This is a genomic window from Companilactobacillus versmoldensis DSM 14857 = KCTC 3814, from assembly GCF_001434295.1.
In the GTDB taxonomy this organism is placed as follows: Bacteria; Bacillota; Bacilli; order Lactobacillales; family Lactobacillaceae; genus Companilactobacillus; species Companilactobacillus versmoldensis.
This window is the reverse complement of sequence record NZ_AZFA01000006.1, coordinates 110,237-123,760: the sequence shown is the minus strand read 5'-3', so window position 1 is coordinate 123,760 and position 13,524 is coordinate 110,237. Positions and strand designations below refer to the sequence as shown.

Below are 13,524 nucleotides of genomic sequence, written 5' to 3'. Positions count from 1 at the left end.
TACCAGAAAGTTTAGACCCCATTAAATTAGCTATCGTCGTTCCTTGCTTTAATGAGGAAGAAGTTTTACCCGAATCCGTCAAAGAACTATCAAATATTTTATCAGGATTGATCACGACTGATGAAATATCTGAAAACAGTAAAATCATCTTCGTCGATGATGGAAGTAGTGATAAAACTTGGTCACTGATATCTGACTATTCATCTCAAAATACGATAGTATCAGTAATCAAGTTAAGTCGTAATTTTGGTCATCAAGGAGCATTACTAGCTGGATTAACGAGTGCATCCAAATCCTCTGATGCTGTGATAACTATTGATGCGGATCTACAAGATGATGTAAATGCTATCCCAAAAATGGTCAAAGAATTCTTAGATGGGAACGAAGTCGTTTATGGCGTAGGGAACAATAGACAAACTGATAGTAAATTCAAGCGTAATACAGCCGAAATTTTTTACCGACTAATGGAAATATTAGGTGTAAAACTAGTTCCAGATTCAGCCGATTTTAGATTAATGAGTCGCAGAGCATGTAAAATACTCCTAAGTTATCGCGAAACCAATCTCTTTTTAAGAGGCATTGTTCCACTAATTGGACTAAAATCTTCAAAAGTTTATTATGCGAGAAAAGAACGATTTGCCGGGACAACTAAGTATCCATTGAAAAAAATGATTAAATTTGCAGTGGACGGGATAACATCTTTTTCGATAGTACCCATAAAACTCATTATGTCTTTAGGATTCTTGATTGTCCTGATCAGTATTTTTCTTCTCATTTATACATTAATAAAAAGATTTAATGGAAATGTAGTTTCAGGATGGTCATCTATGATGATATCGCTTTGGGCACTTGGCGGTGTACAACTAATTTGTATCAGCGTTATTGGAGAATATGTTGGTAAAATTTTCAATGAAGTTAAAAGGCGTCCAAGATTCACGGTTGAAAAAAATTTATTAGACAATGAAAAAGACGAAGAATGATACTTGTCAAATTCTACAATAAATTGAAAAATGTCTTTTTAAGAACCTGAAGTGAACCCCATAAGCTGGAGTAATCCAAACTTATGGGGTTCACTTCATACGATAAAAATCCCTCATGTATTTTAGACGACTGCCATCAATAAAAATATATATTTGAAAGCAAATTTGAAGACGAAGACAATCTCTTTCGATTATGTAAAGACCAGCAACTATTCAAAACCAAAAAAGCATTTGAAATTATTGATAAAATTAACAATATCAAACCAACAGATATTTTTATCGCCACATGCTTTTTGATGAACGTCTGAGCAGTCTACAATAAGCTCCACTTTAATAATTACCATGACAAATAGCTTAATTATATAAAAAAAACAGACGATTGATATTAAGAATCGTCTGAATATATCTTGTGAAAATATTATAAGAAGATGACCTCAGAACAGGCAGTATGGTGGGGCTTATGGCAATATGCAAATATAGTACAATGTCAAAATGGTGATTATCCGATCAAAATAAGGCAAAAAAAAATAACCGTTCCATACTCTCAAAGTAGACGGTTATTTTTTATCTTTATATAAATAGTCGTTGCTAGACATTTCACTAGCAAGCTGTTCCCATTGCACGGGAACGGCTTTTTTATTACATCAAAATTATAATATGTTGACTCATTATAATCAACCTAAGAAAACTAAAAAAGGACTGCAACCAAATAATTTGAGTTTTACGTTATTTGATCAATTTTTCAATTGCTGAAACTTCATCATCGCTGAAGGTCTGATTACTTAATGCTTGAAGGTTTTGATCCAAGTGATCGACATTAGTCGTACCAATGATGACACTGGCAACGACGGGATCTCTCAACAACCAAACTAACGCCATTTGGCTCAGTGTTTGGTGACGATTTTTTGCGATAGCATTCAAATCATTGAGCTTTTTAACCAGGGCATCAGGACCGTTAGCTAAGAGTTGTTTATTAGTTGGATGGATCTTGAAGCTGTCAGTGATACCGTTCAAATATCTATCTGATAATAGTCCCTCACACAATGGTCCATAAGCAATGGCACCAACTCCGCCATCTCTTAAGACATCATCCAAACCACTTTTTTCGACGTGATTGTTCAACAAGTTCATGCTCATTTGATCAAGTACGAACGGTGTGCCTAATTCTTTAAATAATTTAACTGCTTCTTTCATCTGTGGCACCTCAAAATTAGATACCCCAACGTATAAAGCTTTCCCAGCTTTAACAACGTCGTCTAATGCTCTAACCGTCTCATAAACTGGTGTTTTGTAATCATAACGGTGAGCATAATAAACATCGACATAATCTAGATTCAATCTTTCTAGTGATCCATCGATACCCTGAAGTACAGATTTACGAGAAGTTCCGGTACCAAATGGTCCATCGTGGATCTCGTAACCTACCTTAGTTGAAATGACTAATTCATCACGATAAGGTTTCAAATCGCTGTTTAAAACCTCGCCTATCAATTTTTCAGAACTACCGAAACCATCTTTAGTGCCATCACCGTAGTGGTCAGCAACGTCAAAATGGAAGATTCCTTTATCGAACGCGTGTAACAATACTTTTTTACGTTCTTTTAAAGGTGCATCACTTCCAAAATTACGCCAAAGTCCTAAAGAAATCGGTGGTAACATCAAGCCTGAGTCTCCGGCATGACGAACCTCCCCTTGGTAACGATCGTCTGCAGCTTTATACATATTATTCATCCTTTCATAAAAACCTCATCTTCATCATATGTCACTGCAAACGGTTGCGCAACATTTCACTTTCTCGTTGAACAAATTTTGTTATCCTAAATAGACAATCTTTGTGATAATAGTTAAGCTGGTTATTAATAGGATAGGTAACACAAGTCATTGAGAAAAGCGAATTACGCTCTGATTACTGATTTGTGACCTTTTTGTGAACTTTAGACAGGAAACTTTTTAATAGTAATTTAGTCTTGTATAATTATTGTTGTATAGATTTAATGGAGGAATGCAAATGGTATGTCCTAATTGTGGGCATGAGATCAGTCCCAATCAAAATTTTTGTGAGAACTGTGGTCTGCCCTTAAAGAAAAATATTCAGTCTGAATCAACTGAGTCTAAAGAAGCAGTTAAGCCTAATGATTCAGTTAGATCTTTAGCTGATATTGAAAAAGAACTTGATGAACAAGAAGATAAGCCCGCCCAAGATCAAAAGAAACAACCGGCAGAGGATGAGGATGACATTGACGATAAGACTCGCGTCTATGATTTTCGTAAGGAGCTTAAGCAAAACTCAGAACAACCTAAGTCAAATGAACATCATCCATTGACTGACTCCGAGATTCAAATGGCTCCTGCTCAGCAAAAAGAGTTAGAAAATCAAGCTCACTTGAATAATCATCCGAAGGCACCTGACAATTTGAATTTGGATAGTCCAGTTCATATCGATCCGGTGACTCACTTACCGGTTTATCCTGATGACAAGATCAAAAATGATAAATCAGATGATAAAGAACAAGAAGATGAAAATGACGGACTCCTGTCCAATATGATCAATTTCTTGAAGCACAATGTCTATGTTGATATCGTAGCAGTTATTTTAGTTATCTTACTATTCTTCATCAAACGTAATTATTCATGGATCCTATTAGCTATTTTCTTAGTGGCATGGTTCTTAACCTCACAAATTGTTCACGGTAAAGAGATCCGTCTTAATAAATTATTTACTCGCAAGAAAAAACCGGCTGAAGAACCGGCTCAAAATAATCAGAACAACAATTATCAGCCTAATCAGTATCAACAGAACCAATATCAACAAAACCAGTACCAACAAAATCAATATCAGCAGCCTAACCCTGCAGTACAAAATCCTTACAATCAATATAATACCCAACGTCAACAACCCCAGCAGCAAGCTTCAGGTCGTGACAATAAGCAACATGAACATGCTGGTTCCACTAAGAAACGAATTTGGAGTCAAAAATTTATTATGTTGCTAGCGATAGTTGCATTCTTAGCATCAATTACCGGACCATTCGTCAATGGTGTCTCACTTTCAAGTACGATTGCTAACGCTGCCAGTTACACAGCCAACTTTGGTGCTCAGACAACTTTAATCATGAATGCATCTTCAGCGATTCGTTTCATTTGTTTCATTTCACCTGTGATCGTTTTAATCGCAGCTAATTTTAGAAGTCGGGGTAGCATCCGTTGGATGCGCATCTTCTCGGTTTTACCATCAATAATTTATATTATCACTTATGGATTATTTGCTTCAAATATTTTTAACGCTTCAGTTATAACTGGTCAATATGTAACTGGAAATGTTCAAATCGGTACAAGCTTTTATGTTTTAATTGCAACATCGGTCTTGTCGCTTTTGCTTACTTATACCTTGAAACCACGTTTAAAAAACTAAATAGTGTAACGCTTATTAGCCATCTAGGTCTTCCTAGACGGCTATTTTTTTACTTAGGGTTTTTTGATAATGTAACGCTGTAACAAATTAGAATTTTACTGATAAAAAGCTAATTAATCTACGGTATAGACCATATTACGTAAATAATTTTTTTTAGAAAAAATGCATATATACATATTTGTTTACTCCCTAGCCATTCTGTCTATAATGACCATCAGAAAGTAAAAAAAGAAAGGTTTTGAAACATTATGATTGGTTTTTTGCTTTCGTGTCGATTCATTATTTCTTTATTTAAAAAATAATCATAATAAATAATTACTCATTTATAGGACATTTGAAAGTGAGATTAATAATATGAAAAAATATAATTCTAAAGTATTTACAGTCGGTGCCACCAGTCTCTGGGATAACAGTGCGACTAAAGTCTTATTAGCTTTAATTGCTGCTGGATCAGTTGCCTTCACAGTTTCAACACATGAAGCACACGCTGCAACAACAGATGCAACAACAACCGCAGTCCCAGCCGCTGGCGCTAGTGATTCTACTGCCGCTCCTGCTGCCGGTGGTGACTCTGGTTCTGGTACAACTACTCCTCCTACTACTAGTGGTGGCTCTGGTTCTGGTACAACTACTCCTCCTACTGCTGGAACTGGCACAGGTGGTGACTCTGGTACTGGTTCGGGAACTGGCACTNTGGTACAACTACTCCTCCTACTACTAGTGGTGGCTCTGGTTCTGGTACAACTACTCCTCCTACTGCTGGAACTGGCACAGGTGGTGACTCTGGTACTGGTTCGGGAACTGGCACTACAAATCCTCCTGCTGCTGGAACTGGTACTGGTAGTGTCTCTGGCACTGGTTCTGGAACTGGCACTGGCACTGGTACTGGTACCACAAATCCTCCTGCTGCTGGAACTGGCACGGGTGGTGACTCCGGATCGGGTTCTGGATCAGGTTCTGGTACTACTAATCCTCCTGCCGCTGGAACTGGCACGGGTGACTCCGGATCGGGTTCTGGATCAGGTTCTGGTACTACTAATCCTCCTGCTGCTGGAACTGGCTCTGGTGACTCTGGATCGGGTTCTGGATCAGGCTCCGGTACTACTACTCCTCCTGCTACGGGTTCAGATGCACAAGGTACTGCTGATGCTGCTGGTAAACCAAGTACTGGTGCTTCTCAAGGTACCGCAGAAGCTAAACCAGGGACAACTGAAAAACCAAGTGCTGGTGCTTCTCAAGGTACTGCTGGTAAACCCGAAGGATCAAGTTCTGCTACTGGTACAGCTTCTGAAGGCGCTGCTGGTAAAACAACAAGCGCATCAGGAGCAAAAGGTGCTGGTTCGTCATCACTTGCAGGTGCTATAGCTTCACCAGATAAAAAATCTGCTGCTAAAGCAGCTGCAAGCCCAACGTTTGTTGCAACTTCAACAGGTACACGTACTGCTAAAGCAAGCCTTCCTGCAAGTGCAACAAGTTCATTCCCACAAACAGGCAATGCTAACGAAAAGCCATTAACTGTTGCGGGAGCTATCATCGCCGCATTTGGTAGCATCCTAGCATTCTTTGGAATTGATCGTAAGAAACGTATCTAATTTTTCGAATGGGATTAATTTATTTTCAAAAATATTATCTTGAAAAAGGTGAGACCTGAAAAGTCCCTTCTACAAATCTTAATTTAGGATCCTAGTAAATAGAAACTGTCATTAGGCTTTCGAAAGTTAAATATTAGAACTAATCTCAGTTTCCCAATAGGTATGCTTTCGAGCATAGAAAAACCCGCGCTAATAAAAAAATTAGCGCGGGTTTTTATTGTTATTCAATCAAGTCTTTCATTTGATCTGCCTTATTAGTAAAAATCCCGTCTACTCCCCAATCTAACAATTGTTGAGCTCTTTTCTTATCATCGACAGTCCAAACATTGATTTGATAATGATATTGTTTCATCAACTTGATCCGCTCTTGAGTCAATTCACGATCATCTGGATGAATAATCTTGGCATGGCAAGCTTGCATGATCAAATTCCAATCTTCTCCAATTGCTTGATGGTCGAATAAAACGGCATACTTCAATTCAGGATTTAATTTGAACATTTTCTCCAACATAATGGGGTTGAAACTGGAAATGATCAATTCAATATCGTCATCTAGTTTTCTTAACGCTTTCGAAAATTTCAATACTAATTTATCAGCCAAATAATTAGCATCATCGCCAACAACACCCTTTAATTCAATATTAGCATTGAGTTTATTTTGATTTAAAAATTCAATCAATTGATCTAGGGTAGGAATTTTTTCTCCGGTGAATTTATCTGAATACCACGAACCTGCATCAGCCTCGGCAACTACTTCGTTATCGACTGTTTCAATCGAACCGGTTTGGTCAGTTGTTCGATCTAGTTTGTCATCGTGAATGATGAAAACATCTTCATCTTTAGTAATACTTAAATCAGTTTCGATCCAGTTCAGGCCATTATCAACCACAGCTTGAAAAGCCTTCATTGTGTTTTCTGGGGCTAATGTAGGAATCCCCCGGTGTGCAAAAATTTTTTTTGACATAATATCCTCCAACTAAATCATTGTATATCACGATGTTGAAAAAAACATTCCCGATGAAAAAATCGCAAGTCATTATGACCTGCGATCAAAAATACCTATCATTAAGCTTGATATCTTGAAACACCATCGAGATAAGTCTCTGATAAGGACATATTGTCATTTAAGACGATAAAGTCAGCATCACGACCTTCAGAGATAATTCCACATTTATCAAGAACTTTACAGCTCTTAGCTGGAACATAACTAGCCATTTCCACGGCTTGTTCATCAGTAGCGATATTCCAATCGACTACATTCTTAATTGCATCTTTCAATAACAAGATACTACCAGCAAGATTATGTGTCTCATCCTTTAGACGAGCTGTCCCATCAGCTACGACAACTGGTAATTCACCTAAAACATAATCACCATCAGGCATCAAACCAGCTCTCATACAGTCAGTGATCAAGGCAACGTGTTCTGGAGTCTTCTTTTCGATCAAAATACGGGCAGCGTAAGGTTGGACATGGTGACCATCACAGATCAACTCATCATCAACTAAGTGCATTGACATAGCAGCGCCAACCATCCCTGGTACACGATGGTTTAAGCCACTCATACCATTATAAGTATGGGTAAAACCAGTAGCACCAGCTTCAACACAAGATTTAGCTTGTTCAAAAGTAGCATCACTGTGACCTAAAGTAACAGCAACTTTGTCAGATGCAACAGCACTTGTGAATTCAACTGAACCTTTTCTTTCAGGTGCAATTGAGATTTTCTTGATCATACCATGAGCAGCTTCTTGCCAATCGGCAAATTCTTCTGCATCGGGATCACGCATATATTTAGGATTTTGAGCACCTTTATGTTTTTCAGTATAGAAAGGTCCTTCAAAATGGATTCCTTGAATCTTAGCACCTGTAGCTTTTTTATAATTATCACCAATCGTGGCACAAATATGTTTAAGTTGGTCGTGAGAAGCAGTCAAAGTAGTTGGCAACCATGAAGTAACACCAGCTTTCAACAATCCTTCTGACATCTCATTTAATTTATCGAAGTCATCATCCATAACATCATGTCCACAAAGACCGTGAATATGCGTATCAACTAAACCAGGAGCAATAAATTTGTCAGAATAATCGACGATCTTGCCCTCAGGCTTTTGATCTTCAGGATAAAAAGCCCCAAACTTACCATCATCGGTAACCTCTAAATAACCACCATTCTCGGTAGTATTTGGTAAAAAGAATTTCTTAGCATGCATGTAATAAGTCATTTTCAATCCTCCAATATACTAATATTATATCAATCTATACCGGTCTATACCACCGTAACACCCAAAATTCTTTTAATAAAATTTAGCCAGTTGCTTAATCAAAAAAAACCGTCAATTACTTATCAACAGTTTAAACTGATTAATAGTAATTGACGGTTAATTGACATTTTTGTGAAGGATTAATTTTTACCTAATTCTTCGTAATATCTTAGTTTGCTTTTGATGATCTTATCGCAGAGGTCAGGATAACTGATCCCAACGGTCTCAGCTTCACGTGGCATCAGTGAAAGTGGTGTCATACCTGGCAAGGTATTAGCTTCCATGACGTAAATATCACGGTCACGTACCAAGAAGTCGACCCGGCCATAACTTGTCATACTCAATGATTCGAAAGTCTTGAGTGCGACTTCTTGCATTTCAAGATGAATATCTTCATCGAGATTTTCAGGTGGTGTCACGAAATGTGTAACAGTGTTTTCAGTGAATTTATGTTGGAAATCATACCAACCAGTATCAACAACAATCTCGATAGCTGGCAATACTTGTCCATCAACTACCGCAACTGAGAATTCACGGCCTTTGATATATTCTTCGATCAAAGCTTCATTATCAAATCTAAGGGCATCAGCCGTCATTGCTTGTAGTTCTGACTCATCATTGATGATGTGAGTCCCGACACTAGAACCACCATTCGAAGGTTTTACGACCATTGGGAAACCAAAGGGAATCTCTTCTTTAGTGATTTTGCTAGTTTTAGTAGCAACAAACTTAGCAGTTTTGATTTTATTTTGGACAAAAACTTCTTTCGAGAATTTCTTGTCCATAGTAATGGCAGAAGCGAGTGTACCACTTCCTGTATAACGGATATCGAAAACATCTAGTACAGCTTGCATCTTCCCATTTTCGCCATCTTCACCGTGTAGACCTAAGTAGACCATATCGGCATGTTGGCAAACTTTGAGAACGTTTTTTCCTAACAAACCTCTTGTGCCATCAGTTCTTAAGGCATTGATCTTATCATCAGTCAAAACTTCGTCGTCGATAACTAATTTTGATTCATCTTCCGGTTCAGTTTTAAAAAGTCCATCAATTTGATCTTCTTTAACATCGATTCCTAAAAATGAATCAATATTAGCTACTTCATAACCTTTACTACGCAAGGCATTGGAAATTTTAACACCTGAAGACAGTGAGACATTTCTTTCGGTACTTCTACCGCCTGAGAGAACAACGATTTTCATTAGTTGTTTACCTATTCTTTCTATTTGTTTGTGATACGATTTAAGAGTGTTCCTAGAACTTTCAGAATAGCACAAAATTGATAGATTCTCTACTATTTTCGTCGTGACAAGCTTGATATAGCAGTGAAAATGTTAATTATTGTTAATTTTCTCGAATTTTTCACACTTTTTTGTTTTAATAGGCTTTAAGGAGGGCTTTATCGTGAAAAAGCTAAAAGTAATATTATTAGGTATTGCATCTTTAGTTGCCGTAGGGATTTTTTCTTCATCCTTCAATGTAGCTAAAGCTGATGATAATTTGAGTCAACCAGTCATGACGTTAGGAAGTTCATTAACTTCTAGTCAAAGACAAGGAACAATCGATGCGTTGTCAGGACAACTCAGTGATAGCAGCAGTAATTACAACACTATCACTGTTAATGGAGATACCTTAGTCAAATATCTCAATCCTAGTGGAAGCAATTTTACTAGTAATTCCGGAGTATGGTCCTCAGCCTTGATCGAACCAACTTCAAGTGGCTCTGGAATCAACGTTAATATTGTAGACTACAATGGTAAAAACAACATCACTTCCATCACTGCCGATCAATATCGGAATGCTGCTTTAACAGCCGGAATCTCTGATGCCAATATTTACGTCACTTCTGCCACAGCAATCGATGGATCAGGCGCTTTAGCTGGAATCTATGCTGCATATTCAAAAAATGGTAATTCACTGAACCAAAGCCAAGTCAACGCTGCCCAAGACGAAATGGGTGTTCTAAGTGGTATCACTCAAGCCAATAAAGGTACCAACGGCTATACAGATAAGCAATTGAACAGCGCCGTTGCCGGCATGAAAGCTGATCTTGCTAAGCAAGGCAACAATGTGTCAAAGACTGAGATCACTAACATCGTAAATAACAACTTGCAACAAAATAACTTGCAAAATATTATCAACAATAACCAAAAAACTCAATTGATCAATTTAATGGTCAAAATTAGAGATTCAGGTGCTTTGAATAGTTCCAATTTCAAACAACAAGCACAAAAATTGAGTAGTGATATTACTAGCAAAGCTAAAAATATCTTCAACAAGCTCAATACCCAGGAAAATCGCAATTTTGTCCAAAAAATTTGGGACAGTATCGTTTCCTTCTTCCAAAATCTCTTTAAATAACCAGTGAACTAAAGAAGCTGTAAATTCATTTAAGAATTTACAGCTCTTTTTTACATGTTATCCATTGTTTCATTCAATAAAGCATCGACTCGATTATTACCTGCATCTTGAGCATGTCCTTTGGTCCAACTAAAATGTTTATCTTTGATAGTTGGTAAGATACTATCCAACTCTTTCCACAATTCCACGTTCACAGGTGCTGACCCGTCCGCTTTCTTAAAGCCACGACGTTTCCAACCATTCAGCCAGCCCTTCGTGATAGCATTTAAAACATATTGTGAATCTAGTACAAAAATAATTTTTTCATTATTCAATTGAAGTTCATTCAGTCGGCGGATGCTTTCCAACAAGGCCATGATCTCCATGCGATTATTGGTTGCTCCAAATTCTCCAGATGTTCCTTCAAAGGTTTCACCTTGATGATTGATATGATAAGCCCAAGCAGCTTTGTCAGTAGTTTTGACGTGTCCACCTTTGACATTACCATGATTTCTCGAACCGCCATCGGTATAAACGACGATCTCAAAATCCTTTAGATCGACAGGAGCTGTCTTAGTCTTGGTCGACCTTTTTTTAAAATCATCGTGTCCTTCTAGAAACTCCTGTGCTTCTGCTTCGGTCATGAAACTTTTGTATCGAGCATTTTCGAAGCCACTCACTTGTTTTTGACATTCGGGCCACGACCGATAAATCCCGGGATTGCGACCACGTCTGACGGCATAATATTTTTGCAAACGCTCTACCTCATTTCAAATAGTTTTTGTCTGGAAATAATCATTAACTATATTATAATTAAGTGTTGTTAGGGTGAGAAAATGAATAAAAATCAGCGACCTGTATTGTATGTCCATGGCTTTCGCGGTGGGGATTACACAACCGAAAAGATGGTCAAATCAGGTTTAAATTATACTGGAAAAACAGAATTTCTGAAAGCTTTGATAAATTGGCGGGGAAGAATTACTTACGAGGGAACTTGGACCCAGGATGAACATCCGATCATTCAAGTAGTCTTTCAAAATAAATGGGTCGGCGAAAACCAAATTGCTCATTGGTTAACTCGGCTTATTTTTGACTTGCGTAATAAATATCAATTCACCGAATATGACGCCATTGGTCACTCTTTAGGTGCCGTTTCTTTAGTGATCGCAAATCTCTTTGAAAAACATCACGCTTACCTGCCCAAGATGAATCATTTAGTCCTAATAGCTGGACCTTTCAACGGTATTTTAGGTTTAAATGACTTACCAAATATTAACCGTTTTACCTCGAGTGGTAAACCTGCCTTCATGAGTCCAACTTATTTTAGGATATACATGAATCGTAACAACATCTCGACTAGTCTATCAGTTTTGAATATTTATGGAAACGTTGGTGACTATTCAAACAGCGACAAATATGTTTCCGTCACCTCAGCTAAATCGATCAGTTATATCCTAGCCGCTCGTGTCAAAGAATTTATCGATTTTCCAGTTGATGGCTCCAAAGCAGAGCACTCATTATTACATAATGATTCTGATATTTTGCAAAAAATCAATCTCTTTATTTATGCGCCACACGCATCTGACTTTAGTTGAACTCAATGATCGGTAATTTTCTTTCAGCTTTTCGCTTTTTATTGTTAGATTCTATATAATGAAGTTATTCAGATCGAAAAATCCAAGAAGAAGTGAATGTTGTCTATGATTAAAGTAAAATCTTATCGTCCACTAGTAACTGAAAATCTAATTTGGGATTTTCCCTCACGCTTTAAACTAAAAACTGCTAGTGATTTCATGCAAGAAGATCTTAGTGATCTGACCGACTTCATTAGTCAGACTGCTAAGGAAACTATGAGTAATCAGAGTGCCTACTGGTTTATCGAAGACAAAAAAAGTCAAAAAATCGTTTCACTGGTGACTTTAAAAGATATCGACCATGATAAGCATGCGGCTACTTTGTCGATTGAATTCGATTGCCAATTGAACGATGATCTTTATGATGAGATCATTGAACGTTTATACATGCTCGTGAATGAGCAACTCAAACTAGTTGAGTTGTCGATTGGAAATGTTCCAAGCAAAATTTGCAATTTCTTCACATTAAACGGATATAATCTATTAAATAATAAATTAAAAAGGAAGTAAATAAATGACCGGATACGGATTATTCTGGGACCCGACTATTTTCTTGATCATCATTGGTTTGGTGATCAGTATGTGGGCTTCCTGGTATGTAAACCATAGCTTTAAAAAATATGACCAAGTAACTAGCCGTCAAGGCGTCAGTGGCTCTCAAGCAGCCCGTTTCATCCTTGATCAAGCTGGCTTACAAAATGTCCAAATCAATCCAATTCAAGGTAAATTAACTGATAACTATAATCCTGGAGACAAAACTTTGAATTTATCTCAATCAACTCATGATTCCACTTCTGTCGCTGCCATTGGTGTAGCTGCCCATGAATGTGGACATGCAATCCAGGACCAAAAGAATTATTTTCCAATGCGAGTTCGTTCAGCCATCGTTCCTGCAGTCAATCTTGGTTCAACCTTGTCCTTCCCAATGATCTTATTGGGTGTGATCTTAGGGGGCAACCAGACATTGATCACAATCGGGATCTGGCTCTTCGCCTTAGTGGTACTGTTTCAAGTGGTCACTTTGCCAGTTGAATTTAACGCTTCAAGACGTGCTGTTAGCATCCTAGCATCTGGCGGATTACTTGATAGTGATGAAGTCCCAATGGTCAAGCGAGTCTTGACTGCTGCGGCTTTGACCTATGTTGCTGCTGCTTTATCGACTGCGTTACAACTATTACGTCTGATTTTGATTTTTGGAAATAATCGCGATTAATTTGTCGCGCTATATAACTTGGTATTTCAAGGCTCGTTCAAGTTTTCTCCTTGAACGAGCCTTTTTATTTAGAAAAATTCAATTGACAAGT

Annotated in this window: 11 protein-coding genes; 6 read left to right on the top strand and 5 right to left on the bottom strand. The window is 37.7% G+C overall.

The window, feature by feature from the left end; genetic code table 11:
* Positions 1-20 precede the first annotated feature (20 nt).
* Positions 21-980: a glycosyltransferase family 2 protein gene (locus FC27_RS04885; protein ID WP_010625215.1), complete on the top strand. Its 960-nt coding sequence runs from the start codon at positions 21-23 to the stop codon at positions 978-980.
* A gap of 726 nt (positions 981-1,706) precedes the next feature.
* Here the strand turns inward: FC27_RS04885 and FC27_RS04880 are convergent.
* Positions 1,707-2,702 (bottom strand): aldo/keto reductase, encoded by a 996-nt coding sequence (locus FC27_RS04880; protein ID WP_010625216.1) that lies wholly within the window; start codon positions 2,700-2,702, stop codon positions 1,707-1,709.
* A 286-nt stretch (positions 2,703-2,988) separates the two neighbouring features.
* Between FC27_RS04880 and FC27_RS04875 the strand changes: the two genes are divergently transcribed.
* A complete protein-coding gene (locus FC27_RS04875; RefSeq protein ID WP_029508231.1) occupies positions 2,989-4,392 on the top strand; it encodes a zinc-ribbon domain-containing protein in 1,404 nt (467 codons plus the stop codon).
* Positions 4,393-6,204: 1,812 nt separating this feature from the next.
* Here the strand turns inward: FC27_RS04875 and FC27_RS04865 are convergent.
* The 3 genes from FC27_RS04865 to FC27_RS04855 form a co-directional block, all read right to left on the bottom strand.
* Entirely contained in the window at positions 6,205-6,948 is a 744-nt protein-coding gene (locus FC27_RS04865) for a glycerophosphodiester phosphodiesterase family protein (protein ID WP_010625218.1), read from the bottom strand.
* Between the two features lie 101 nt (positions 6,949-7,049).
* Complete coding sequence (gene nagA, locus FC27_RS04860) at positions 7,050-8,207, bottom strand: N-acetylglucosamine-6-phosphate deacetylase (RefSeq protein ID WP_010625219.1); 1,158 nt, start codon at positions 8,205-8,207, stop codon at positions 7,050-7,052.
* A gap of 179 nt (positions 8,208-8,386) precedes the next feature.
* Positions 8,387-9,448: a D-alanine--D-alanine ligase gene (locus FC27_RS04855; protein ID WP_010625220.1), complete on the bottom strand. Its 1,062-nt coding sequence runs from the start codon at positions 9,446-9,448 to the stop codon at positions 8,387-8,389.
* A gap of 202 nt (positions 9,449-9,650) precedes the next feature.
* Here FC27_RS04855 and FC27_RS04850 point away from each other — a divergent pair, with 202 nt between their 5' ends.
* On the top strand, positions 9,651-10,607 hold the full coding sequence (locus FC27_RS04850; RefSeq protein WP_010625221.1) for a DUF1002 domain-containing protein: 957 nt from the start codon (positions 9,651-9,653) through the stop codon (positions 10,605-10,607).
* 50 nt (positions 10,608-10,657) lie between these two features.
* Here FC27_RS04850 and FC27_RS04845 read toward each other — a convergent pair whose 3' ends face one another.
* Positions 10,658-11,341 (bottom strand): ribonuclease H family protein, encoded by a 684-nt coding sequence (locus FC27_RS04845; protein ID WP_010625222.1) that lies wholly within the window; start codon positions 11,339-11,341, stop codon positions 10,658-10,660.
* Positions 11,342-11,422: 81 nt separating this feature from the next.
* Here FC27_RS04845 and FC27_RS04840 point away from each other — a divergent pair, with 81 nt between their 5' ends.
* The 3 genes from FC27_RS04840 (at position 11,423) to FC27_RS04830 (ending at position 13,433) form a co-directional block, all read left to right on the top strand.
* On the top strand, positions 11,423-12,181 hold the full coding sequence (locus FC27_RS04840) for an alpha/beta hydrolase (protein WP_010625223.1): 759 nt from the start codon (positions 11,423-11,425) through the stop codon (positions 12,179-12,181).
* A gap of 105 nt (positions 12,182-12,286) precedes the next feature.
* On the top strand, positions 12,287-12,730 hold the full coding sequence (locus FC27_RS04835; RefSeq protein ID WP_155802161.1) for a hypothetical protein: 444 nt from the start codon (positions 12,287-12,289) through the stop codon (positions 12,728-12,730).
* A gap of 4 nt (positions 12,731-12,734) precedes the next feature.
* Complete coding sequence (locus FC27_RS04830; RefSeq protein ID WP_010625225.1) at positions 12,735-13,433, top strand: zinc metallopeptidase; 699 nt, start codon at positions 12,735-12,737, stop codon at positions 13,431-13,433.
* Positions 13,434-13,524 lie beyond the last annotated feature (91 nt).

Coding starts and splice junctions, on each gene's coding strand:
- FC27_RS04865 (WP_010625218.1), bottom strand. CDS start 6,948: ATGTCAAAAAAAATTTTTGCACACCGGGGGATTCCTACATTAGCCCCA.
- FC27_RS04875 (WP_029508231.1), top strand. CDS start 2,989: ATGGTATGTCCTAATTGTGGGCATGAGATCAGTCCCAATCAAAATTTT.
- FC27_RS04840 (WP_010625223.1), top strand. CDS start 11,423: ATGAATAAAAATCAGCGACCTGTATTGTATGTCCATGGCTTTCGCGGT.
- FC27_RS04835 (WP_155802161.1), top strand. CDS start 12,287: ATGATTAAAGTAAAATCTTATCGTCCACTAGTAACTGAAAATCTAATT.
- FC27_RS04880 (WP_010625216.1), bottom strand. CDS start 2,702: ATGTATAAAGCTGCAGACGATCGTTACCAAGGGGAGGTTCGTCATGCC.
- FC27_RS04830 (WP_010625225.1), top strand. CDS start 12,735: ATGACCGGATACGGATTATTCTGGGACCCGACTATTTTCTTGATCATC.
- FC27_RS04855 (WP_010625220.1), bottom strand. CDS start 9,448: ATGAAAATCGTTGTTCTCTCAGGCGGTAGAAGTACCGAAAGAAATGTC.
- nagA (WP_010625219.1), bottom strand. CDS start 8,207: ATGACTTATTACATGCATGCTAAGAAATTCTTTTTACCAAATACTACC.